Raw genomic sequence first — 25,318 nt, forward strand, 5'->3', positions numbered from 1 at the left:
TAATATGAATTATAAGAAAATTGAAGAATTATTAAATGATTATGATCAGAGAATTAAATTAACAGTATTACGGGTATTGAAAGAAGAGGAGCAAAAAATTAGTATGAGTAAGCCAAAAGGAATTAAAGAAAAGTTGCAGAAAATTATTGAGGAGATGATTGAAGATGATAATTCGGAAGATTAAATTAGTAAATTTTAAACAATATTATGGTGAACAAGAGGTTGTTTTATCGAGATCTAAATTAAAAAATGTAACAATTATTAATGGTAAAAATGGGGCTGGAAAAACTAATTTTTTTACAGCAATTAATTGGTGCTTATATGGAGAAAATGTTGTAAAAATTGAGGGAGAGATTATAAATAAAAATGCTTTAAAAGAAGCCTCTATAGATTCATTTGTGGAGGCTAAAGTTTTAATTTACTTTGATCATAAGGGAAAAAGTTATCTTATGAAGAGAGTAATTATGGTTAAGAAAATTAGAGAAGACGAGTATCAATCTCAAGGTCCTAGCGAAGTTCAAATGTTTGAGCTTGATCATGAAAACAATAAACAATGTGAAATTCCGGATCCATTAACAAGATTAAATTTAATTTTACCTTCAAATGTTAGAACATATTTTCTTTTTGATGGTGAAAGAATTGATGAATTTGCTAGGCCAGATCATGAATATGAAGTTTGGTATGCTGTGCGTAATGTTCTTAAACTTGAAGTTATTGAAAGAGGAAAAGATCATCTTTATAGTATTGCAAATAAGTATTCAAGGGAATTGCGAAACTATAGTACTGGTAGATTGGCAGAGTTGTTAGAAGAAGAAGAAAGATATAAAAAAGATAAAGAAAAACTTCAACAGGAACTTGAAAAATTTAAAATAGAATTAAAAGAATGTGAACGAGAAATAGATATAATCGAGAAAAAACAAAGCGAAATTAAAGAGATTCAATTGTTAACTCAGAAAAGAGATTCTATACGAAAAAAAATCAGAGATTTGGAGATGCAGTTAGCAAAGTGTAAAAGATTGCTACAAAAAGATGTATCAAGGGCTAGTTTAATATTTGGAGAAAAGGCACTTAATCTTGCAGAAAATTTAATCTCCTCTAGAGTACAAGATAATTATATTCCTTCTGGAATTTTAAAAAATCTTTATCAAAAGATTATTCAAGAAGAAGTATGTATTTGTGGCAGAGAAGTTAAAAGACATTCTTCTGAATATAAAAAATTAATTGGATTAATTTCCCAAGAAGGAATTGAGGAAGGAAATCAAAGTTTTCTAATTGAGTTAAAAGCAAATATTCGTGCTGCAAAACAAAAAAAAGAAGATTTACTTGAGAGTATCCGATCTTATTACACAGAGTGGAGGGAACTTCAAGCGGATATAGATTACTTAATTGCTCAGGAAGATGATATAAGTAAACAGTTTAGTGAAAGTGAATTGGAAAATGTTGCAAAATTAGAAGAAAGGCGTAAGAATTTATTAACTGATAAAGGAGTTTTACAAAATAAGATTGAAACAACGAATGATGAAATTGACAAGTTGACAAAAAAGATAAAAGAAGTTCGAGATCAGATTGAAAAAGAAGAATTATTAAAAAGAGAAATGGATTTATTAAAGCGTAAGAAAGTCCTTGCTGAACAAAGTGCCCAGGCATTAGAAGAGATTTATAATCGTTTTGCTAAGGAGATGAGAATAAAAATTGAAGAAAAAGCTAGTGAAATATTTCAGAAATTAATAAGGAAAAAACGTAGTTTTATCAAAGTATCGCTTAATGAAGATTATCAATTAAGATTAATTGATAGGTTTGGGGATGAAGATGCGAGAAGTGAGATATCGGCTGGTGAAAGACAAGTATTAAGTTTGGCATTTATATTAGGACTTGCTCAGGTTTCTGAGGAAGAAGCTCCTTTAGTTATGGATACTCCATTTGGACGATTGGATAGTGAACATAGAAGGAATATTGTTAGTACAATTCCATTACTAACTCCACAACTTGTGCTTTTTGTAACAGATGAAGAGTTAGATGATGAAAATAGGCAAATATTACAAGATAAAGTTGGTGCAGAATATACTTTGATATATGATGATCATATAGGTAATACAAGGATAGTGAGGGATTTATGATGGATAAATATATAAGAAAAAAAATTTATATTGAGGAAGACAAACATGATAAGTTTAAAGAACTTAGTTCTGAAGGTGGGCCTTTTTCATCTATGAAAGATGTATTTATGGCTGCTGCTATATTGGGATATAACCTTGGTGAAATGAAAAGTTTGAAGCCAAATGAAAAAAGAGATATTTTTGATAAGGATGTTTTTGATGAACATGATTTAGCACTTCTTTATGCTGTTGTTATAGCTTATTATAAAGATGTTACAATTATCGAACATGACCCATTAGGAGAAGTTGAAAAATTTGCTAATGCAGGAATTGAGGAATTATATAAGTTAGTTAATAATGATGGGGAAGGAATAGTAAATCTTGTGGAAGAAATTTTAATTAAATATTCTTGAAAGACTTTTCAAATATATTATATTTAAAACTGTATTTAGTAAAAATTATAGCAATTAATGATATAGATTATTATTTGTTATGCAGAAAGAAGTTTTCATTCATGAGGTGATAGTAATGAGTAGATTTGTAACAGAAAGTAATAAAACAATTAAAGAATATTTGGAGAGTAACAGTGTAGTTTTTAAAATTCCTTTGAATCAAAGAAAGTATTCATGGAAAAAAGAACAAGTAGAACAGTATTGGTATGATATAAAAAAAAATAATGGGTCTATAATTAATGTTGTGAAGAAAAAATTATAAAAAATAAAAAGGCATTTGCTGGCCCCGTTGAATTAATTAGTTGCGAACTAAAAACCAAAGAAAGGAGTCCAGCAAATGCAATATAATAATATCATAAAATTTCTTGATTTGCCAGACATTATTGCAACTGAAATTATTTCAACGGAGGACAGATATATTTTTATCGCTGAAGCAAAGAAAAATCACATTGTGTGTCCTCAGTGTGGTAATATCACTAATAAAATCCATGATACAAAATGGCAAAATATTAGAGACATCCCCATAAGAGGTAAACTAGTAATCATTAGACTTCTAAAGAAAAGATATCGTTGTCCTTATTGTCATAAGAGGGGTATCCCTGAAAAATATGAAAGTATTGATAAATATGCCCGTAATACCAAACGCTTTGATAAATATCTTGCTAAAGAAACTGTCAGCAAGGATTATTCTAAAGTTGCTAGAGAAAACGGGTTAAGTTATACAGCTGTTAATAATGCAGTTAAAAAAGTAGTTGACCCTCTCATTAAACAACAAGTTTCAAAACTTAGTCAATTAAAAGCCATCAGTATCGATGAATTTGCAGTTTTAAAACGCCATAAATATGGAGTTAGCATTACAGATCCAATTAATCGGGAGTTAATTGACATTTTACCTACTCGCAAAAAGGATGATTTAATTGACTACTTTAATTGTTGGGAAGATGAACAAAGACGACAGATTCAATCGATCTCTATGGATATGTGGCGGCCGTTCAAAGCAGTAGCAGATGCAGCATTTACTCATGCAAAAATTGTTATAGATAAATTTCATCTTGTAACTTTAATGAACAGAGCCCTTGATGAAGTTAGAAAACAAGTTCAACAAACAGTAAATAATCATCAGAGAAGAAAGTTTTTTCAAAGTCGTTTATTACTCCAAAAACGAGCTGAAGAATTGACAGATGAAGAACATGAAAAGCTCATCAAATTATTTGAACTCAGTCCAGCTCTAGAAAAGGCCTGGGAATTAAAAGAGGAATTCAGAGACCTATTGCAGCTAGATGATGTGAAAGAAGCCACCAGAGCTCTAAAAAGGTGGTATAAAGAAGTAATAAAAAGCAAGCTGATGCCTTTTTACCAGGTAAAAAAGATAATACAAAGATGGGAAGAAAAAATACTAAATTATTTTAAGAATAAGATAACCAATGGCTTTGCTGAGGGTATCAATAACAAGATTAAATTGATCAAAAGGATTGGATATGGTGTTCCAAATGTTATGAATCTAAGGAGAAGAGTATTTAATGCAATGTTAAGTTATTAAATTTAAATGTTTATTTCAAAATCAATTTACCAATCAATTCAACGGAGCCAACTTATCTTTCACAACATTTGACGGAGAGCCAAAATAATTGATAAAAAAGAAAATTCGCATTATTTAGGGGTGATTTCATTAATAAGAACGGATAAAGTTGGTATTAATGAATATGAGGTAATTGATGGTCAACAAAGATTAATTACTACAATGTTGTTAATTTCTGCTTTAAGAGATTTTTATATAGCATTGAATGAATTAGATTGTGCAGAAGGAATTCAAAAGGAATATTTATTGGCTGTAGATACTAGACAGGTGTTTAATAAGTTAACACCTTGCAAAATTGATACATATACCTTTGAAAATATTGTTAATATAAATGAAGGTGAAGGAAAAATTATCTCTTTGAAATTCGATAACAATATAAGGCTAGAAGCAAATGGTTTTAGAAGAGTTAAAAAAAGTGATAAATATATAAATAAAAATATTTTATTTACATATGAATATTTTTATAAAAATATTTTTAAAAAGTACCAGTCTATAAAGAATAAAGGTGCTAAAAGAGAATTTTTGTTGGATCTGGAAGAAAGTTTAAAAAAATTAGAAATAATTCTTATTATTAGTGAGAATATAGAAAGTTTGTTTTTGTTTTTTGATTCATTGAACAATCGAGGTTTACAATTGAGTCAAATAGATATTATTAGAAATAATTTATTAAAGACAATATCATCTTCAAAATTTAAGGATGATGTTGAGGAGTTTAGTTATTTATGGGATAAATTAGTAGTTTCGTTAGATAATTTTGATGGTGTGAAATTCTTGAAATATTATTTTATGTGTACAAAAGAAAATAAAATATTTAGTTCCAAAGAATTACCAGATCGCTATAATCATTACTTTGAAGAAATAGATAATAAAATTCAAATGAAAAATGAAATTGAAAAGATGATAGATTATGCTAAAATATATACAAAACTTTTCGATAAAAGTGAAGAAATTTCCAATGACAAAGAATATATTAAAAATGTAAAAAGAATTAATGAATTAGGACAACAAGCATGTCATTCATTTTTAATGGATTATTTTTATAATGTATCTGATGAAAATCGTAGAAATAAAATAACAAGCTATATTGAAAAAATGATGTTTAGAAGAATTATATGTAATTATTCAACAAAAAAATTGGATGGCATATTTAGAGATTTTATTAAGTTAAGGACAGAAAGTGAAAACAGGTATATTTATGATGACCAAAAAATAATAGAAGCGATTAAGAGAAATTCACCAAATGATGAAGAATTTAGGAATATGTTTATAAATAGGGAATGGGGTAGAGATAATGTAACGAATTATACTTTGCGTAAATATGAATATTATTTAACTAATCAGAATGGTGGGGTAATTCATACATTAAAATCACGGAAAGATGTTAATATAGAACATGTTATGCCTGAGAAATATAGTGAGGCATGGAAGAAGAAACTGGCTATACCAGAGGAGAAATATCAGGAATATGTATCTAAGATTGGGAATTTGATATTGTTAGAGTTTGACATAAATACATCAGTAAAAGATAGTTTGTTTGCTATTAAGAAAAATGATCAAAATTATGGAAGATCGACATTAAAACAAGTTAAACAAATTATTGAATATTCAGATTGGAATTTAGATGTTATAGACAAGCGAACTGAGCAGTTAAGTGAAATAGCATTGGAAATTTGGAAACTTTGATATGTTTTAAAATGTTTAAGTAAAGATATAAATAAATATACTTAAAATACACTTAGATTATGTAACTGATAAAAAGAGCTGCTGTTTAATCAGCAGCTCTTTATTAGTTCCGGTATTTTTTGTATGTCTGAATTAAATTTACCGATAGAGATACGTATTGTATTTCTAATTTCTTTCAAATTCATACCAATAGCCAATAGAACCTTTGAGGGTTTATTGAAAGAGCATGCAGAACCAGTAGAAAAAGCAACTTGGTTTTTGAGTTTGCGAATTAATAATTCATTATTAACGCCAGGTATTGTAACACTGAGAATGCCTGGGATTTTTTCTATTGGATGTCCATTAAATTTAATTCCCTTAATTTCTGATTCTAATTTAGCCTTAAGTTCATTTTCTAATTTAATAATGTTAGGTATATAATTATCCATTTCATTGTAAGCAATTTCTGCAGCTTTTCCAAATCCTACAATATTATGAGTACATAAGGTCCCAGCACGATAGCCAAATTCTTGTCCACCTCCGTGAATTAAGGGGGTAATTTCTCTTTTAAGTCCTAATTCATCTTTTCGTATGAAGCAAGCACCAATACCTTTGGGACCATAGAGTTTATGGGCAGAAAAAGAAAGAAAATCAACTGGAACATCCTGTACGTCAATTTTTATTTTTCCAAGTACTTGAGTTGCATCAGAATGGAAAAAGACGTTATGTTCACGACAAATCTGTCCAATTTCTTTGATTTTATTGAGAGTTCCTATTTCATTATTTCCCCATATAATTGATACCAGAATTGTTTTTTTAGTAATTACTTTTTTCAGTTCGTTTGGGTCAACTTGTCCATATTGATTAACTCCTAGATATGTAACTTCAAAACCTTTACTTTCCAGGTAATTACATGTTTCGAGAATGGAGCTATGTTCAACTAGGGAAGTAATGATATGATTTCCTTTGTTACTATAAAAATCAGCAATTCCTTTTAGTATAAAATTATTACTTTCAGAAGCTCCACTCGTAAAGATCAGTTCATCTGGTTCACAGTTAATTAATTTGGCCAAATTTTCACGACTTTTTTCAACAGCTCTTTTTGCATTTTCGGCTAAAGTATAGTATTTTGCAGAAGGATTGCCATATTCCTCTTGAAGATATGGAAGCATAGCTTTTAATACCCGAGGGTCAATTTTTGTTGTAGCACTATTATCTAGGTAAATCATAAAATCACCTCATCGTTTAGTTTAGTAAGGTGAATAAGAAATTTCTCATAGTTACCAGTATATTGATACTCTGCTTTAAGTATTTTGGCTCCCCGGTCAAGATGTTTTTTTATATAAGTTGGAAAATATTCCTCATCAGTAAGATGTCTATTACAATGTTGGGAAATGAGTACTTTAAAAACCAAATCATAGTCTCCAGTAAGAGTGTGGCGGTTGAATTCTAAGCCGTTGTTATCAGATTCAAATTCGTCTACTGGAGTATTATCTAACAATGAGCAACTAATTGCTAGTCTTGAGAGAACATTAGGAGTAAGGTTAGTTTTAGCTTGAAGGTCTTTTAAAATTTCCATAGTTTCTTTAGAAGTTTTTAATTTAAATATCATATAATCACCCTTTTAAAGAAAATATTTGTTATGGACATCGATAGTATAACGTTGTTCATTGTATTCCAATAAATATTCTTTAGCAATATGAGGTTTAAGCAATTGATAGTATTTTTGATCAATTTCAGTATCAGTTGATAAAATAATTGTTTGTTTGCTAGCTTTAGGTAAGAAGTCCCTAATTATATTTGTTTTATGTGAATGATCTAGTCTTCCCAGTAGTGTGTCAAAAACTAAAGGAAATTGCCGGTTAGAGGCCTTAATTAATGCCCATAACAAAGAAAGAATATAAATTTGTTTTTCACCGGCAGATAAGTTGTTCTTTTGTATGAGTTGCCCCTTACTATATAGGTTAACTTTAAAAGTGTCCTTATCAATTTTTACATTATCTATAAAATTATCTTTACGGATCAAGCTTGAAAACATTTGGAAGAAGAAGGTTTCGACTTCTTTTATTTTAAGTTTAAGTTGATGATCTATATACTTATCTAAAATATTATTTATTTTTTTAGAAATAATAAATGCACTTTTATCTTTGTAAGCTTGTGATATCTTTTTTTCAAGTTTTTTAGCTTCATTTTGTTGTTTTTCTAGTTCCACTTCTAATTCAGTAATCAGAAGCTTAATTTGTTCAATTTGATTGGTTAACTCATTGATTTCTTTTTCTAATTGGATTCTTTTTTTCCAAATTTTATTTAAAGATTTGTTCTCAAGGGCTATGGAAATTTTTTGTTTCAATTCGTAGATTTTATTATTGTTATTATTAATTTTATCAAATGTATTTTGAACTTTTGAAGAATCAAAGTTATTTATTTTATAGAGTAATGATGCGATTTGGGTAGATTCATCTAATGATAAATTGTGAATAGCTTTAAAAGTTGATAAATTAATATTGGGTTTAAGTGATTTGGTTAGCTCTTTGACTATTGTTTCGATTAAGAAGTCTGGGGATATTATTTCATCCTGCTTATTTACTATTTTAAGTTGTTGTAGGGCAAGATTATTTTTGATATTTTCAAGTAAATCTTGTGTTAAGCGATTTTTTAATTCAATATAATAAGATACTTGTTTTTCAAGAGTTAGTTGATCTTGAACATTTTGCAATAGTTTTTTACAGATTAAAAAGGGGAGAATATTGGCAGCAAAGGATTTTAACCATTCCGAACATTGTTTTTTTTCATTTTCTAAGTTATTAATTTCTCTTTTTAAGTTATCAATCTCTGTATCAAGGAGTCCACCGTAAAGTTTAAATTCGTTTTCAAGATCTTTAATTTGATTTTGCTTTTCTTCAACTTGTTTTTCCAAATTTATAACTGTATCGTTATAATTTTTAATTTGTTCACTTAATTCTTTTATTTTTTTGGTAATAACTTTTAAAACCTGTTCATCTTTAGAGAGTTCATTAAAAATATTTTCTTGTTCCAGATATTTATCTAAATCACTTTTTAATATTTCAAAAATTTCAAGGTTAAAAAGCGTTAAAGCAGAATTTTTCAATTTATCTTCAAAGTCATTTTGAATGATTAATTTATTAAATTCTTCACCATCAAAGAAAAAGAAATCAAACAAAGCAGGGGGTATGTATTTCCGTATGAAAGATTCAAAATCTGAAGTTTCTTTTTCATTTAATAATTTGTCGTTTTTTTCAACAAAAACCTGTTCTATAATTTTATTATCAAATATTTCCCATTTGCGGATTATTTTGTAATTATCAATTAAACCAGCTTGTTTAATCGTAAAGTTAAGTCCAATAGCAAATGTTTTTTCTCCATTTTTTAATGCGTAGGTATTAAATTTATTTAACAAAAAGTCATTATAACGTTTACTATTTGTTTTGTATCCAAGGATCAAAGAACCATATAAAGCTAGTTTAATTGCTTGAAGAATTGTAGTTTTACCAGAGCCATTTTTACCTCCAAAAAGAATAATGTTCTTATCAGACTCCTTTAAATTAAAGTCAAAAGTAGTTGTTTTATAAAAAATACCAAAATTTCTAATCTCTAATTTTTTAATAATCATTCGATGACACCACTTTCAATATTAGTATGAAGCCATTCTTCGTGTAAAATTTTGTCAATTTCATCAAGAATACCATAACGGTATTTAAAACCGTAAAATTTAGATTCAAGAATGATTAGTTTCCAAATCAGTTCAAAGGGAATTTCTTCTTCTAGACATAGACTTGACAGCACAGAAATTTCTTGAGTAGTAAAAATAGGCTGTTCAGTTAATTCAGAAATGATCGGTTCTCCAATTTCTTCCTCATAAATAGTTGGGACTGAATCTTTCCAATCACCGTCTTCAATCCATAGTTCACGAATTTTTAGTAATTCCTCTTTTAAAATAAGTGGATAATGTTTACCAATCAAGGAGTCAATTTTTTTTTGTGTTTGGAGTAGTCTTCTTAAAATTTTTTTACGTGCTTCTAGGGTAAAAGGTCCCAATCCTGGTCGTTTATCCTTTTCATTTTCTCCTTGGATCCAGTAAACACTTCCATCTCGTCTTTTTTTCTCTCTCATTTCGGAGTCATTTCGAATTTCTAAAAGCCAATTACGGAATCTAAGCAAAGGTTTTAACCATTTTTCTCCACTTTCAATGAAACCTTTTAAGGTTTTGTCCTCATTTACGACCGTGCATACCCAGCAACCAAAGCGACTATTTCCACAAGAGGGTGTAGACCTATCAATCACAAGGGGACATTCCCCGGAAGAATTTTCATAGAGAGCCAAAAGTTCATTGTTATCATTTCCCCAGGGGGATTCATATTTTAAAAGATATTCCCAAACATCATCGGTAGTAAATTGTTCAATAGGTGCATATACATAAGCTTTGTTTAAGGAAGAATGGGTACGCAAAATTTTACCTTCTACTCTGTGTGAGTTAAGAACCTGGTCACGAGAGGCACTCTCGTTTAACCGAACACCTAAAACCATAATGACTTCTCCATATTTGTTTACTTTATCTAATACGAATTTGTTAACAGGTTCAATTTTGAGTTTATCAGTACACCATCTAAATTTTTGGCGGGGAGATGGGTAACCTTTGCCAATTAGAGTTACCCAAAAGGTTTTATTAATTTCAGGTTTAACTTTATGTGTTGAAATAGGTAGACCTAGTTCTAAAGCTTTTTCATTGATCTTTTTTAGAGTAGTATTGATGTATTTGATAATTAAAGGATTTTCTATCAAGGTATCGGACGAGATTACATAAATGTGTTTATGACGTTCATCTTTTGGAAGATCTTTAATTGAATTAAATACTAATTGAACAACAGTAGTAGAATCTTTACCACCACTATAACCGATAACCCATGGACGCTTATCGGCTTTATATAGTTTTTTAATTTCCTCCATAGTTGTCATAATTTTTTCTTGGAAATTTGCCATTTGAATTCATTCCTTTTTTAAATATTTTCAATGTACAATCAATATTAATTCTATATTAATTGATAAAATTCCTTTAATATTACTCAAAAAAGTTAAATCAGATGTATAATGTTTCTAAGCTTATGATGTTGATGCGAAGATTATAGAAATAATTATGGATGATAATCCATGTTGGATTTAAATTTATAAGTAATAGCTTTGGTGTTGTATTTAAAGAAAAGATGACGACGTAAGTATAATTAAGAAAGCTATTCCTAGCAGGATATGAGCAAGAACACTAATTTCAAGTCGGCTAGATGCAACCTACATAAAACTTCCCAGCGATACCAATATCTCTAGACTTGATCTGATCCTGGATATCACGTGTTTTAGATATATTGATTATAATTAGAAAAGTTAACTAATTGTAGCATATGAAATAGTTTGTAATCTGGTAACACCTTTAATTACTTCTTGATACACATAAATAGCAGACCATATTGAGTAATAAATAAAGGTAAATACAAATACAGGAATAGAGTAAACATAATCTAATTTTTTGGTATAATTTTCCTTATAAAATATTATAAATAAAGGTCAATTTATTCATTTTAGTAGTATTAGGAGGATTAGATAAGGATATTGAAAAAGACTCCTGTTTTGGAGTCTTTTTGTATTTAGATTATTGTCTGTGTTGAATAAAATTTTTCGGTTTTAGCAAAAAAAAATTTTTATAATCTAAAATAAATTTTGAGGAAATATTATATTAGATAAACTTAAAAAATAAAATTTATAAAAAAACAATAAGTTGCATATCATGAAATTTTATGGTATTATATTTCCCGGAAAAGAAAAATGCGAAAAACTCAAACCCGGAGGAGGTGATAACAAATGGTCAACATAACAAAATTAAAAGAGCTAATGAACAGTTACGGTTGGAATATGCCACAGTTTGCCCGCATATTAGAGATAGATTATAGCTACCTATACCGAATAATGCAAGGTCAACGGCAGCCGGGAAAAAAATTTTATGAGTCTTTTATTAAATTATGCAATAAAGAGGATTTGAATTTATATGACTATTTAAATCTTGAATAATCCCATCAAATATCCAATTGACCAGACTTTCCTTAATTGTTTTTTGACCATATTATTCTTAAGTCTATCTATTGTATTCAATAGTTCCATAACCTGTTTCCAATATTCTTCATCTCCATGTAACAGCACATCTTGAAGTAGGATCTCTTCTTGACCCTTTTCTGTTAAGACTATAATTTTATCATTCTTTTGATTTTCTTTAATGCTACATACGTTTTTAATGGTCTTAACTGAGCAATCTTTTAATAAAAAATAATAATCCATAATTTCACCTGCCTTTTTATGTAAAATGAATATAGTGCTCTCAGAATTAAAGGAAGTGTAGGAATATGGATAAAACCCGGTCATTTAAAATTAAAGTTAGTGCTATAAGAGGAAAGTATTGGTTCCACTAATTTTATTATACCTCAAAGTTTCTTGTCTTGCAACAATAAAATTAAAGTTTTCATAACTAAATAATTATTATCACTTAAGGAGGGAGAAGATGACTGAGGAACTGAAGATTTTGGGGAAAAAATTGGTGAGATATAGAAAGAAGTATGGGCTTACGTTAGAGGATGTTGGTAAAGTTATTGGTATTAGTAAAAGCCATATCAGCAAGCTGGAAAATGGGAATGCTAATCCGTTATTTAAGACTTTATTAAGAATCGCTAAATTTATGAATGTTCCGGTATATTATTTATTTATGCCCATAGAAGAGATGAATCATCAGAACTTTGTTGACAGGGTTAAAAGACGCCTTGAGGAATTGGAATGGGATTTAGAAAAATTACAAGAGTTAACCAGGATTAATTACTTATGTTTGGTAGATATGATGGAGGGGAATGTTACACTTACTGCGAATGAAATGGAACAGATAGCAGAAGTTTTAGATCTGGAGATGAAAAGTTTTCAAGAAATGAAATTAGAGCTTTTTGAGGATTTATTATTAGAGTTTGGTCTTAATAATTCGCAGATTAGTAACATAATAAGTTATTTAAAAGAACATTTGAAATAAAGATGAAAACACTTAACAATAAGAAAAGACTCCAAATTGGTTAGGAGTCTTATTACAATTAAGATTGTTTACTTAAATAGAACAAATTTTACAATATTTTTTATTATCTTATTGTTCTTAAATTAACGTGTTATACTATGTAATATTATTTATATTGGTGCCAGTATTTAACTATCTTCATCTGGATAAGGTTCATAGATAGTTATTGTATTACTGAAATTTATTGAAGTTGAATTAGCAGCAAAAACTGTTATGTTACCTATTGTAAGTATAGTTACTATTAGTATAAGAGAAATAAGCTTTTTCACTGTTTATCCCCCCTTTTCTACATATAATTATAAAAAGATGTTTCTTCCAAATGACTTTTAATATTTTCCTTAAATGACGTTATACAGTCAAGTTTAAAATATTGTGACAATTCAATGATTTTTATAAAACATTCAAACGCATTACGATAAGCATGAACACGATTAAAATTATCCAATGCAACATAGAAGGAATCCTTTGCTCTTACCCAATCTTCTTCTAATGTTTCTACTATTCCTTTTATATATAAAGCCCGAGCAACTTCAAAAAGGTTATTATGTTTATTGGCTATTACTTCAGCCTTATGCAGATATTGCTCAACTAGATTAAACTCTTCATGCTCTATATGAAGTTCTGCCAGACTATTATAAATTAAAGGTAAATCCTTTTCTTCACAGTATTTTTTCGCCTCTTCTAACATTTCTATAGCCTTATCGTAATCTTTTTTAAGAGAATAATAGTCACTATAATTGAGTAGTATTAATTTCTTTTTATAGTTATTTTCTAAATCGTCAAAATATTCCCTGGCTAAATCAAGATATTTTTTTGCCTCCTCTAATAATTCTTCTTTTTCATTAATTCGATAAAAAGAGAGGTTTGCCCATGCAATATTAATATATAATTCTATAAGTAGATGAGGGTTATCTGTCTGATTTAACGTATCTTTAAATATTTTAATTGCTTTCTTATATAGACCACGATAACCATAAATTAAACCTTTCAATTTTTGCAATCTTATTTGTTCTGTTCCTTCATTGTATTTTAAAGCTTCATCAATGGCCTCTAATACTTTGTCAAACTTTCTAAAAAAATATAATCCCTTAGCCTTAAGATAGGTTACCTGTGCATATAAGTCTTTATTTTTTTCTGCTAATAATTTTGCAATACTAATATTCTCTATAAAACCTACTAAATCCTTCTTTTCAAGCATTTTTTTTGCTTCTTCATAGTATTTCTCACCAGATGTTATTAAACATTCACTCATTTTTATATGTCCCTCCATCTTTAGATTGTTAGTTAATTTTAACCTAATGAGAGTATTATTGTCTATTACAATTATATCACCCACAAGAAGTTAATTCAATATCAAAATTTTATTTTTAACAAATTAATTCATTTTTTCTGCAATATTGCGAGTTTTGTTTAGCTAATATATATAATTAATGCAATAATCAACCATATAATAAAATTATAGTATAAATTAGGATAAATTAATAAAGATTTAGCTAATAATAAAAAACACAACCTTTTAAAAAAGGTTGTGTTTTTTAGACTGAATTGAGTGATGTATATTGAATATCTATTTCTTCTATAGACGTTGTTTCATTGTTGAGCAGCTCTTTAAAATAATTATTTTCTCTGGCAACCTCTACAAAAATATCAACAATCTTTTCATCTAACTGTTGTCCTTTAACATTTTGTAGTTCCTCAAGAGCTTTCTCAACGGTCATACCTTTTCGATAGGCGCGGTCACTGGTAATTGCATCAAAAGTATCTGCAACGGCAATAATCCGTGATTCAAGGGGAATGGCGGTATCTTTTATACCAACAGGATATCCTTTCCCATCTATTCGTTCATGATGAAACCGAATTATATCTTTGACACGATTAAACTCTTCAATATTACTGAGGATTTTATAACCGTAATTCGGGTGTGCTTTGATGATTTCAAATTCTTCAGGAGTGAGTTTATCCGGTTTGTTTAGAATATTTTCTGGAACGCCAATTTTACCGATATCATGAAGAAGAGCTGCCATCCGGATAATTTGAATATCCGGATAATTCATCTTTTTAGCGATCAATTCCGAATAAAGCATAACCCGATATGAATGTCCTTTGGTATAAGGATCTTTGACTTCAATAGCGGTTATCAGGCCGCGAATAATATCTATAAAAATTTTATGTAATTTTTCATTGGTTTTTAAAATCTGTTTAATATGTTTTTGCATTGTTTGTGACATGGTGTTGAAGTAGTCGGCTAGATCTGAAATTTCATCATTGCCATCCATAGAAATTTTATAATTAAAATTGCATTTTATCGCGGTTTCAACTTCTGAATGTAAAATTTCAATTCGTCGGGCAAATTTTTTTGACATTAAATTACTCAGGAAGATAAAAAGGGTGAAAAGGAGGATTATGTTGATCGATATATTTCGCAAAAATAACTCCTTAATTTGTTTAAGAAACTGATTATTATACTTTAAAATGACATGTCCAATCAGTTGACCGTCAATTGAATTTAACGGAATGCTTTTTTCAAGATCAGAAACAGATGGGGTAGTATTTACAATAAGTTTGGGGATCAGCTCCTGATCCATAAAAGCAGTAATTTTCTGAGTTATAAAATAGTGGTCGAAAATTTGTACAAAGATTAACACACCGTTAGGGTCAAAGCGGGAAGTTGATTTAACAACAGGACTAAGTCCGATTAAGAAAATTTTATCTCCATATTTAATCAATCCAACATTATATTTGATATTATTCAGGGCTTGGGTAACTAAATCATCTATCCGAAATTCAGGGAGATATGGAAGCCGTTTTACATTTAAGAAAACGACTTCTTTGTTTTCGTTCAGTAAGATTATAGAATCAATATCATAGTTTTGTTGAATATCAGATATTAGATTAGTTTCAAACCATTCTTTATCCTTTAACTGAATCTGTCTGTAAAGATCATCCCAGATCGCAGTTTCGATGACTTTTTGCAAAAGGTCGTTTTTCTTTTTCTCAAGAATTCTTTCAAAAATTTCTCCCTGCATATTCAGATAAAAATTACTAAACTCTTTAAATTGTAAATTCATAGGGAAATATAGTAAAAATATGATAATAATAAGTTGAAAAATAACGAAAATTGTGAAAACTTTATTGTATCGCCTTTTTAAATACATAATTAACCTCCAGATGTAAGTCTTTCAAAAAATAAATGTGTTAAAAATTATATTCGTCAAAATTATCTTAATTCCTCTTTTATAGAATATTTTATTACATGATTTTATTGCAAAAAGCTAATTTTTTGCTTCAAAAGAAATTTTTCGAGCCATTTAAAGTTCGATTTCGGTAATCCAATCTCACTAAGATGGTTAAACGAAAAATTTCTATGGCGCTCAAAATTAGCTTTTTGCAGTTTAATCATTACATAAAATTAGCCTGACAAAAAAGATTTTGTCAGGCTTCATTTAACCATAGTATTTTTTTAATATTTGTTGATAAATTAACCAGGTACTGAAGGCAGCAGTTAGTGGGATGGCGATAAAAAGACCTAAACTCCCTGTTAAAGCACGGATGATCTCGCTGGCAATTAAATCGAGATTGATTACCTTCAAAAAAGATGGCTTGTATCCTACCAAAATGAGTAAAAGAGGAAGGGAACTTCCGGTATATGCTAGAATCAAAGTGTTGGCCATGGTTCCCATAATGTCTTTACCTACATTCATCCCTGATTTAAAAAGTTCTCTAGGTGTAGTAAGGGGATTGGCATTATAAACTTCCTCAATGGCAGAAGCGATGGACATTCCCACATCCATTACTGCTCCCAGAGCGCCGAAAAGCATGGAAGAGAAGAGAATCCCCTGGAAATTTAATTCATAGTCCCGGATAAAACCTAACATCTGAGCTTCGTGGGTGCCAAGTCCTGTTAGCATGGCAGCTTTGCCAAATATATATGCCAATAATCCTGCACAGGTAGTACCTCCTAAAATTCCAAGGATGGCAGCCAGCGTTTTACGATTCCAGCCGCTTATGAGGAGTAGAGTAACAGTGGTAATAATGGCAGAAAGAATAATGGTAACCAACATTGGGTTAAAACCCTTTAAGATTAAGGGTAGCATGACTGTAAATATGACTATAATTGTGAAAGCCAGACTTATTAAGGATTTGAAACCTTTTATTCTGCCCAAAATAATTAGGGTAAGTAAAAAGAGGATAACAAGAATCAGTAATGGAATATCTCTAGCAATATCACTCAAATTGGCAGATTTTAGTTTACCATTTTCTTCTTCAAGGGTGAGAATAACCCGCTGGCCTGGGGACACATGGATATCATAATAGGGGTTACCCGAGAAGATATTATATGCTTCGACAATCTGCCCTTTATATTTACCACTGGTGATCTCAATTTCTACGATCTGGCCTGGAAATGAATATTTCTCTGTGGGTTTTGGGATATTGCGGAGGATGGAGATGACTTTTCCATGTTCCATAATGGTAGTATCAGCTAAAGCTATTGGAATGTATGAGTTTAATATTAAAATAATGAGTGTTAACATAAAGATAAATTTATATACTTTTTTCATAGAGAGTCTCCTTTCGTAAATTAGAATCCATATTTCAATTACCTTCGGCATAGGTTAAGAATTTTCCTGCAAAAATAAACCGCCTTTTCTGTATCAGCCAAATCTTTCAAAGTACTTTCAGGTATTTTACTTAACATGATGGGAATCGGACAAGAGCAGTAAGAATACATTGGCTTATTTGTGGCTTGACAGTTATCAATTGCCTGATATAAAATTAGATTGCATTTATGGGAAGTAAACTTGGAAAAAGGAGTTGTAGCAAATATGGTTAAAATTATAAGTATCGGTATTGGAGGTTTTTTAGGGGCAATAACCCGTTATCTATTGGCTGGAGAGGTAGAGAAGTATTTTAAAAGCACCTTTCCTTTTGGTACACTTGTGGTAAATCTTATAGGTTGTTTCCTTTTAGGTTTTATCTTTTCTTTAACTTTAAACAGAGAAATGATTAATCCCACTATTCGTACGGCTATTACGACCGGATTTTTAGGGGCTTTGACTACATTTTCTACTTTTACTTATGAAACCCTGGCTTTATTGGAAGGTGAAAATCTTTTCCTTGCTTTAAGTAATGTGGTAATTAGTGTAGTATTGGGGTTATTGATGGGTTGGTTTGGGATTATTACTGCTAGAATAATTTAGTTGATGGAAGAAAAAGAAGATGTAAATTGCAAAAAACTAATTTTGAGTGGCATAGAAATTTTTCGTCAAATCATCTTAGCAAGATTTCCGACAAAATATGACCTCATCACAGGAGGTGATGAGCTAGTTCTAAGGGTCAGGAAGGCCCTTTGATTAGGAAGTTTTATTTCGGCGGAAATCGAGCTTTAGATGATTCGAAAAATTTCTCAAGAAGCGAAAAATTAGCTTTTTGCAGTTTAACCATCTATATTTTTTCTATGAATCGGATAGGGAAATTATTTCAGTATAGGAAGTGTAAAAAGAAGACTGTTCAAGAGGTTGGAGAGCGCACAAAAATAAATGTTGGAGCAGTTATATACTAGAGTACGTATTAAGAGGGGGGGGATAAATCCCCCTTTTCGATTTTATTTTTTATAATTGCTTTGCAAGAGAAGCAAGCTCATCAATAACAGCTGTAATTTCTTCAGTAGAGGCGGCTACTTCCTGAGATGCAGCAGCCTGGTTTTCTGTTGCTGAATGAATCTCTCTTATAAAATTGACAAGTAGCTTGATTGATTCCTGTAGTTGCTTTAAGATTTGATAAGCTTCTTGAACCGATTCCTGGCTTTTATCTGCCAATTTACGTACTTCATCTGCAACTACCGAAAAACCTCGGCCGAATTCACCAGCTCTGGCAGCTTCAATAGCGGCATTGAGTCCCAAAAGTCTGGTTTTATCGGCAACATATTGTACAATATTTAGAATTTCATTAGTATTATCAATATATTTACCAATTTTTTCAGCTTCTTTAGCCATTTGATTAGTTCGGTTTGCTGTATCTTCTGCTGAAGCTGAAATTTCCTCACTACTGGCTGCAATCTGGTTCATTGTATCTACTAATTGATGGGTAATATCCTGAATTTTAGTTTCGGTTTTCATATCTCTGGCTATACCCAGACAACCTATAACCTGGCCGCCTTCAATAATAGGTACGACAGTACCTCTAAATGGTATTCCAAAAACTTTAGCAGGTACAACATCTTCATAGCGTTGACCTGTTTCAAGAGCTGTAAGCATGGTGTGATCCTGTATTGGGTCACCGGGTTTTAAACCAAAATTAAGTTCCTTACCAGGAATATAAGCAAGGAATTTTTCCCGATCAGTTATACCTATTCCCACATCATTGGAAAAAATTTTATGTATTATAGGTGCTACTTTCACCAGTGCATCTAAGGTTTCATGACTCAAAATTAAGACCTCCTTTCTATAATTTAAATTTTGTATACAAGAATTCCACAATAAATATGTTTTACCTTCTTTTTAAAGAAAAATTTTCTTTAAAATTTACTTTTTTAACCCAATTTTATTCTGTAATAGCAAAATAAATTTCTTGACTTTTTCTAAAAAAAAAGGAGGATATTATATAGTTGATGTTTAAAACGTTAAAAAAATTAAAAGATCAAAACAAAAAGAAAAGGAAGATTGCTTATGAGAATCGGTTATAAAATTGAAAATATTTAGAATAGATTAAGTTAAGCTACTATTATAATACCTTTGCTAAACTTGCTATCCATATTACCTGGCTTACTGGATATAGATTTGAGAAAAATGGTTAGTATAAATCAATTAAAAAAGTCCGGTATCAGGATCATTATTTTAGTCAAAAGGGGGAAATATTATGGCATTATTGGAACTTAAAGGAGTTAAAAAAATTTATCAGCAGGGTAAAGTTGAGGTACATGCTTTGAGAGGTGTAGATTTGATTGTTGAAGAAGGGGAGTTTACCTCTATTGCTGGGCCATCGGGTTCTGGAAAAACTACCCTTTTAAATTTAATCGGCTGTCTGGATAAACCCAGTGAGGGAGAGATTTATCTGGATGGTGAGGAGATTGGTAAACTTTCCAAAACTGAACTGGCTATGCTGCGTCGTCGTAAGTTGGGGTTTATCTTCCAGAACTATAACCTGATTCCTGTCTTGACTGTATATGAAAATGTTGAGTTTGCCCTGAGGCTTTTGAAAGAATATAAGCCAAAGGAGATCAGAGAAAGGGTGATGGAGATTTTAGAAGGAGTAGGCCTTGGGGGGCTAGAGCATCGGAAACCGAATGAACTTTCGGGAGGTCAAAAACAGAGAGTTGCCATTGCCAGGGCTCTGGTTAAGGAACCAAAAATAGTACTGGCTGATGAACCGACAGCGAGCCTGGATTCTGAAACTAGCAAAGATGTATTGGAGATTATGGTTAAAATGAATAAAAAACTGGGTACCACCTTTATTTTCTCCACCCATGACCCTCTGGTGATGGAATATGCAGGTCGATTGCTCAAGATGAAAGATGGGCAGATTATTCAGGACGAGAGGAGGGAGAAGTAAGTGTTTTTGATTAAATTGGCATTACGAAATATTACAAGGCACAAACGTCGGACACTTCTTACTGCTGTTGTCATTGCCTTTGGAATTTTTATTTACATTTTAAGTGATTCCCTGTTGCTAGGTATGGAAGAGAGAGGGTTTAATAATATTATCGATATGGAGACAGGACACCTTCAAGTGTCCGACCAGAACTATTGGAAAGAACGGGATCAAATGCCTTTAGATAATTTGGTGGAATTTAATACAAAATTAGCCGCAGTACTTAAAAAGACACCACATTTTAAAGCATTAGCACCCAGACTTAAATTTAAGGCAAATTTAAATAATGGGTTTGATGAGTTGCCCATTATGGTAATTGGGATTGAGCCCGAAAAAGAAAGGCAGGTTTTTACTACTGAAGAATATCTGGTTGAAGGTTCGATGTTGACTAAGGGTAAATACGAGGCTGTTATTGGTAAAAGTCTGGCGGAGTTAATGGAATTGCAGGTTGGAGATTATCTTACCCTTGTCTTTAAAAATAAAGATGGAGTCTTTAATACCATAGATGCAGTAATTACAGGATTATTGCACACCAGCCACCCCACGATTAACAATAATGTGGTTTATGTTCCTTTAGATATAGCTCAACAGGCTTTGAATCTGGAAAATGAAGTGAGTGAGATTGTGATAAGATTAAAAGATAGAATTTATACTGAAGATGCTGTATCTGAACTTTCATCCCGACTTGCCGGGCTAAACCCTGGGTTAAAAGCATATTCCTGGCAGCAATCTGCTAAATCTTTGATTGCCATGGTTAAAGCAGAAAATGTGGAAAATCAAGTAGTAATATCTATTTTTCTTATTATAGCTGCTGTTGGAATCATCAATACCGTTATTTTAGCTGCTCTGGAACGTTTAAAAGAAATCGGGATGATGAAGGCGATGGGAATGAGAGAAAGGGAGATTATCTTTGTTTTTATGATGGAAGCAGTAGCTATTGGTATTATTGGTGGAATAATCGGATGTATTTTGGGAGCTATTGGTGTTTTAATCCTCAATATTTATGGACTGGATCTGGCCTGGTTTGGAGGAGAAGAGATTACCTATGGATTGCCCATTCTAGGCCGTTTTTATGGAGTCTGGAATCCATCTATATTTGTCTTTATGTTTAGTTTTGGAGTGATTGTGGCCCTTATTGCGAGTATTTTACCTGCCAGATGGGCTGCAAGAAAAGACCCAGTTAAGGCCATTTACCACCGATAGGAGGTGATTGAATTGAAATATTTGTGGAATCTGGCAGTCAAAAATCTGTCACGAAATAAATTGAGAAGTTCTATTTCTATTGCAGCCATTGCTATTTCTGTCTGTATGGTTGTAATGATTAGGGGATTTATGTTGGGGATTCTGGATTCAATGGTGACATTGCATATTCAATATAATTCAGGCCATATCAAAATAGTAGATCAGGATTATCAGAAAAAAGAACGGCTCTTGTCTTTAAATCATCCGGTTGACGGTTTTTCTGGAGAAGGGGTTCAAAAGATGGCTGATAAGTTAAAAGAAATTCCAGGAATTGAACGGGTGATTCAGAGACTTAAATTTGGCGCTGCTGCCAGTTATGAAGATAAACTTATAGGAATGATGGGTTGGGGAGTAAAACCGGCAGATGAGTTAGCCTTTACTGATATTGAAAATCAGCTGGTAGAAGGCAGGATGGTAAAAGAAGGGTATAAAGAAGTTGTCCTGGGAACTGATCTTTTAAAGAAGTTGAATTTAAAAGTGGGTGATAAGATAACTCTCTTTTATACCACTGCCTTTGGTTCATTTAAAGGGACAACTTTTGAGATTGTAGGTAGAATTGAGAGCGGTTTGAAGCTTCTCGATGAGATAGTTTTTTATATTCCTTTAGATCAGGCTCAACGTATTTTGAATATGCCTGATCAGGTGACAGAGTTACTCCTGGTTACTCAGGATTATCGTAAGGTAGATTCTATTCTTCCTCAGGTTAAGGAGCTATTTGCCGCTGAAGATCCCGAAGGGCGATATCTGGTTATCCCCTGGGATAAGTCAAATGATATAATTGCAGGTTTAAAGATTGCTGAAAAGATTTATAATATAATCTATGTTTTATTGATAGTTCTTGCCAGTTTTGTAGTTATTAACACTATGATTATGATTGTAAAAGAACGAACCCAGGAGATTGGAATGATGTCAGCTTTAGGTCTTATGAAGCGGGATATACTGTTTATGTTTATTATGGAAGGTACGGTTATGGGAATTTTAGGTAGTTTAATCGGTGTTATCTTTGGTGGGGTTGGTGTCAAAATTCTTTCTATTGTGGGGATTGACTATACTGAAGCTTTATCAGGAATGGAAGCTGAAGTTTTACTAAAACCAATCCTGTATCCGGTCTTTACTATTGAAAATCTCATTTTCAGCTTTGTACTGGGTGTAACGGTTACTGCTGTTACCTGTATTATCCCAGCCCGTAAGGCTGCTCAATTAGAGCCAAATGAGGCATTAAGGGCATTATAATTTAAAAATAATTTAGAAATAATTTAGAAAGGAGTTGTTGATGATGAAAAAATTGAAGTGGATTTTATCTATATCGGTAGTTATTTTGCTTATGCTATCGGGGACAGTTCTGGCCTTAACGGCAGAAGAGATTATGAAGAAGGTGGAAGATTTTCAATATGCAGATTCAGTAAAAATGGAAGTAGAAATGTTAATTGTCAATGGTAAGCGCCAGATGACCAAAACCATGACTCTCCTTAGTCGTGATTCTTCTGCTTTAGTAGAGTTTACTAACCCCCGGGATAGGGGAACTAAATTCTTAAAAATTGAAGATGATCTCTGGATGTATTTTCCTGATGCCGAAGAAGTAATAAAAATATCCGGGCATATGCTGGAGCAGGGAATGATGGGGAGTGATTTTTCTTATCAGGATGCAATGGAGTCTGAGAAATTAACAGAACTTTATGATTATAGTATAATCAGGGAAGAAGAATTAGATGGGCGTTCCTGTTATGTTGTAGAAGGAATAGCAAAAGAAGGGGCCAAAGTTTCCTATTATCGACGGGTAAGCTGGATAGATAAAGAAAGATTTGTGATTTTAAAAGAAGAACTTTATGCTCAAAGTGGAAAGTTATTGAAACTGTTAAAAACAAAAAAAGTAGAGAAGATAGATGGGCGGTGGTATGTAACTGAATCGGTTATGGAGAATAAACTCAGGAGAAATACCCGGACCGAATTTAGGATTCTCTCTATAGAGTTCAATCCCGAGATACCTGAAGATACTTTCAGTTTACATAATCTGAGGTAGAAGGAAAAGGTATGGTCGGCCTGAGAAAAAGGGGGAATTAACATGAGAAGAAATCTTAAAAGTTTGACAGTAGTTACTATAATTCTCTTCTGGATACTGGTGTGTGTTAGTTCTGTCTGGGCTGAGATTGGGCTTGGTGGTAAGGTTGAGATCAATGTAATCAGTACCGTAGATTCTTATGGTGAAATTACAGTTGACTGGCAGGAACATTTAAATATGAATTTTTTCCTGCCCAGATTTGGCAATACTTCAGCAAAGTTTGAGATGGATCTATACTATGAACCCCAGAGTCAGAATAATAAAGTTTACTGGGATGTAAAGAAACTTTATATAAAGCATCGGTTTGAAAAGTTGTATCTGACTTTGGGGCGTCAACCCATCTCATGGTCTTTTGGTTCGTTGGTAAATCCTATAGATTTTACCAGTGAGTCAGATTTGATGGGAATGATACCGGAAAAGAGTGAAAATGCAGTGTTGGGTTATATTCCTTTTGATTGGAAATCTAATCTGACTGTGGTAGCTGCATTTCCGGAATCGGGTGATGGTTTGAAATGGGGTCTTAAAGGTCGAACCGAATATAAAGGGTTTGATCTGACTTATAATTATGTATGGGAAGCAGAACAGGTTTATGAGGTCTGGCCCGAACAACGGATCGGTGTGACGGGAAAAGGAGATCTGGGCCAGGTTGGTGTCTATGGTGCGGTAGGTTATTACTTTAAGAATGACTTAGCTCAGGGTCAGCCGGTCTATCTCATCGGTGCCGATTACAGTTTTGATCTTGATTATGGAAGCAAAGTGGTAGCCCAACTGGAATATATCCGGGATGAGACAGGAAAAATTCAACCCCCTGGAATGGGTTTTGACCTGCTTATTGGATTACTGAGTTATGAGATTGATGAATTTGCCAGTGCGGGGTTGATTACAGTGATTAATCCTAAGGATAAGAGTCTGGTACTTATGCCAAACTATAGCAATCTGATCGGTGAAGGTCTGGATTTTACCCTGCGTGGCGCAGTATTTATAGGGGATACGGCTTCTCAGTTTGGGCCTAAGAAGTTAGGAATAGGATATGAAATCCCTCGAGGGATAATTCAGATGGGCTTTAGTTATTCGTTTTGATTTAAAGGAGTTTTTGGGGTAAAAAGGGATTTCAATTAGGGGTGTATTGGGTACTTTAGGTAGTTGAAATAGTCAAAACATTTCGCAATCAGCTTGGGAACTAAAAAGGGGATATGAAAGTGATATTGTAGTTTAATGGTGCAGAAGCTAAAAAAGTGTTGGTTAATGGTAAGAGGAAAATGGGGAGTATAACGGTGAAAATTAAGGACTGGAAGAGAAATTCCAGTTCTTTTTGTATATAGCTAGAGGGTTCAAGTTATCTAAAAAAATTGGGAGATTGAAAGATTTGTTATCGTCAGTTAAAAAAATGTTCAAAAATTTTTTTATAAATAAAGAAGGAATTATTATAACTATATAGAATATAATTGATACAACAAATAATTTAAGACTTAAATTAAGTTCTAAAATAAAAAACATATATTTATTTCACATAAAAATTCAAACTAAATA

At 31.6% G+C, this 25,318-nt stretch carries 24 protein-coding genes; 14 read left to right on the top strand and 10 right to left on the bottom strand.

The annotated features are described in order from the left end of the window. The first annotated feature begins 4 nt into the window (after positions 1-4). The 6 genes from BBF96_RS01350 (at position 5) to BBF96_RS01375 (ending at position 5,810) form a co-directional block, all read left to right on the top strand. Positions 5-184 carry a hypothetical protein gene (locus BBF96_RS01350; protein ID WP_127015486.1) on the top strand — a complete coding sequence of 60 codons (180 nt, stop codon included), beginning with the start codon at positions 5-7 and terminating at the stop codon, positions 182-184. Beyond that, a complete protein-coding gene (locus BBF96_RS01355; protein ID WP_127015487.1) occupies positions 165-2,117 on the top strand; it encodes an AAA family ATPase in 1,953 nt (650 codons plus the stop codon). Before BBF96_RS01350 ends, BBF96_RS01355 begins: the two co-directional genes overlap by 20 nt. Continuing rightward, positions 2,117-2,509 carry a hypothetical protein gene (locus BBF96_RS01360; protein WP_127015488.1) on the top strand — a complete coding sequence of 131 codons (393 nt, stop codon included), beginning with the start codon at positions 2,117-2,119 and terminating at the stop codon, positions 2,507-2,509. The genes BBF96_RS01355 and BBF96_RS01360 overlap by 1 nt, the downstream gene beginning before the upstream one ends. Before the next feature lie 115 nt (positions 2,510-2,624). After that, positions 2,625-2,810, top strand: a complete 186-nt coding sequence (locus BBF96_RS01365; protein WP_164730838.1) for a hypothetical protein — start codon at positions 2,625-2,627, stop codon at positions 2,808-2,810. Positions 2,811-2,885: 75 nt separating this feature from the next. After that, complete coding sequence (locus tag BBF96_RS01370; RefSeq protein ID WP_127015490.1) at positions 2,886-4,088, top strand: ISL3 family transposase; 1,203 nt, start codon at positions 2,886-2,888, stop codon at positions 4,086-4,088. 87 nt (positions 4,089-4,175) lie between these two features. Next, complete coding sequence (locus BBF96_RS01375) at positions 4,176-5,810, top strand: DUF262 domain-containing protein (RefSeq protein WP_257792014.1); 1,635 nt, start codon at positions 4,176-4,178, stop codon at positions 5,808-5,810. 89 nt (positions 5,811-5,899) lie between these two features. On the opposite strand, the gene BBF96_RS01380 is transcribed toward BBF96_RS01375, so the two are convergent. The 4 genes from BBF96_RS01380 to dndC are packed head-to-tail and all read right to left on the bottom strand — an operon-like array spanning position 5,900 to position 10,787. After that, positions 5,900-7,018, bottom strand: coding sequence for a cysteine desulfurase family protein (locus tag BBF96_RS01380; RefSeq protein ID WP_127015492.1), 1,119 nt, complete (start codon positions 7,016-7,018; stop codon positions 5,900-5,902). After that, positions 7,015-7,401, bottom strand: coding sequence for a DNA sulfur modification protein DndE (dndE, locus tag BBF96_RS01385; RefSeq protein ID WP_127015493.1), 387 nt, complete (start codon positions 7,399-7,401; stop codon positions 7,015-7,017). The genes BBF96_RS01380 and dndE overlap by 4 nt, the downstream gene beginning before the upstream one ends. Before the next feature lie 12 nt (positions 7,402-7,413). Further along, the gene (gene dndD, locus BBF96_RS01390) at positions 7,414-9,420 is read right to left on the bottom strand and encodes a DNA sulfur modification protein DndD (RefSeq protein WP_127015494.1); all 2,007 of its coding nucleotides are present in this window, start codon (positions 9,418-9,420) and stop codon (positions 7,414-7,416) included. Beyond that, positions 9,417-10,787, bottom strand: coding sequence for a DNA phosphorothioation system sulfurtransferase DndC (gene dndC, locus BBF96_RS01395; RefSeq protein WP_127015495.1), 1,371 nt, complete (start codon positions 10,785-10,787; stop codon positions 9,417-9,419). Before dndC ends, dndD begins: the two co-directional genes overlap by 4 nt. 870 nt (positions 10,788-11,657) lie before the next feature. Here dndC and BBF96_RS01400 point away from each other — a divergent pair. Next, positions 11,658-11,864: a helix-turn-helix domain-containing protein gene (locus BBF96_RS01400; protein WP_127015496.1), complete on the top strand. Its 207-nt coding sequence runs from the start codon at positions 11,658-11,660 to the stop codon at positions 11,862-11,864. Here the strand turns inward: BBF96_RS01400 and BBF96_RS01405 are convergent. Then, complete coding sequence (locus tag BBF96_RS01405) at positions 11,850-12,128, bottom strand: hypothetical protein (protein ID WP_127015497.1); 279 nt, start codon at positions 12,126-12,128, stop codon at positions 11,850-11,852. The genes BBF96_RS01400 and BBF96_RS01405 overlap by 15 nt on opposite strands. Positions 12,129-12,348: 220 nt before the next feature. Between BBF96_RS01405 and BBF96_RS01410 the strand changes: the two genes are divergently transcribed. After that, entirely contained in the window at positions 12,349-12,861 is a 513-nt protein-coding gene (locus tag BBF96_RS01410; protein ID WP_127015498.1) for a helix-turn-helix domain-containing protein, read from the top strand. Between the two features lie 167 nt (positions 12,862-13,028). On the opposite strand, the gene BBF96_RS16310 is transcribed toward BBF96_RS01410, so the two are convergent. The 4 genes from BBF96_RS16310 to BBF96_RS01425 all read right to left on the bottom strand — a co-directional run bounded on the left by BBF96_RS16310 (position 13,029) and on the right by BBF96_RS01425 (position 17,459). Further along, positions 13,029-13,169, bottom strand: coding sequence for a hypothetical protein (locus BBF96_RS16310; RefSeq protein ID WP_164730839.1), 141 nt, complete (start codon positions 13,167-13,169; stop codon positions 13,029-13,031). Between the two features lie 17 nt (positions 13,170-13,186). Beyond that, on the bottom strand, positions 13,187-14,152 hold the full coding sequence (locus BBF96_RS01415) for a tetratricopeptide repeat protein (protein WP_127015499.1): 966 nt from the start codon (positions 14,150-14,152) through the stop codon (positions 13,187-13,189). Positions 14,153-14,435: 283 nt separating this feature from the next. Next, a complete protein-coding gene (locus BBF96_RS01420) occupies positions 14,436-16,055 on the bottom strand; it encodes an HD domain-containing phosphohydrolase (RefSeq protein ID WP_127015500.1) in 1,620 nt (539 codons plus the stop codon). 288 nt (positions 16,056-16,343) lie between these two features. Beyond that, positions 16,344-17,459 (bottom strand): YibE/F family protein, encoded by a 1,116-nt coding sequence (locus tag BBF96_RS01425; protein ID WP_164730840.1) that lies wholly within the window; start codon positions 17,457-17,459, stop codon positions 16,344-16,346. A gap of 264 nt (positions 17,460-17,723) precedes the next feature. Here BBF96_RS01425 and crcB point away from each other — a divergent pair, with 264 nt between their 5' ends. Further along, positions 17,724-18,098, top strand: coding sequence for a fluoride efflux transporter CrcB (gene crcB / locus BBF96_RS01430; RefSeq protein ID WP_127015502.1), 375 nt, complete (start codon positions 17,724-17,726; stop codon positions 18,096-18,098). 411 nt (positions 18,099-18,509) lie between these two features. Here crcB and BBF96_RS01435 read toward each other — a convergent pair whose 3' ends face one another. Beyond that, positions 18,510-19,325: a methyl-accepting chemotaxis protein gene (locus BBF96_RS01435; RefSeq protein ID WP_127015503.1), complete on the bottom strand. Its 816-nt coding sequence runs from the start codon at positions 19,323-19,325 to the stop codon at positions 18,510-18,512. A 430-nt stretch (positions 19,326-19,755) separates the two neighbouring features. On the opposite strand from BBF96_RS01435, the gene BBF96_RS01440 reads away from it, so the two are divergent. From BBF96_RS01440 to BBF96_RS01460, 5 genes are read left to right on the top strand one after another with little or no spacing between them, the layout of a single operon-like run. Further along, positions 19,756-20,448: an ABC transporter ATP-binding protein gene (locus tag BBF96_RS01440; protein ID WP_127015504.1), complete on the top strand. Its 693-nt coding sequence runs from the start codon at positions 19,756-19,758 to the stop codon at positions 20,446-20,448. After that, on the top strand, positions 20,449-21,690 hold the full coding sequence (locus BBF96_RS01445) for an ABC transporter permease (RefSeq protein WP_127015505.1): 1,242 nt from the start codon (positions 20,449-20,451) through the stop codon (positions 21,688-21,690). 3 nt (positions 21,691-21,693) lie between these two features. Beyond that, complete coding sequence (locus BBF96_RS01450; protein WP_335876825.1) at positions 21,694-22,962, top strand: ABC transporter permease; 1,269 nt, start codon at positions 21,694-21,696, stop codon at positions 22,960-22,962. Positions 22,963-23,005: 43 nt separating this feature from the next. Further along, positions 23,006-23,749: an outer membrane lipoprotein-sorting protein gene (locus BBF96_RS01455; RefSeq protein WP_236777859.1), complete on the top strand. Its 744-nt coding sequence runs from the start codon at positions 23,006-23,008 to the stop codon at positions 23,747-23,749. Between the two features lie 42 nt (positions 23,750-23,791). Further along, entirely contained in the window at positions 23,792-24,868 is a 1,077-nt protein-coding gene (locus BBF96_RS01460) for a hypothetical protein (protein ID WP_127015508.1), read from the top strand. Positions 24,869-25,318 lie beyond the last annotated feature (450 nt).

Origin of the sequence: Anoxybacter fermentans, assembly GCF_003991135.1 — a bacterium.
Taxonomy (GTDB): Bacteria; Bacillota; Halanaerobiia; order DY22613; family DY22613; genus Anoxybacter; species Anoxybacter fermentans.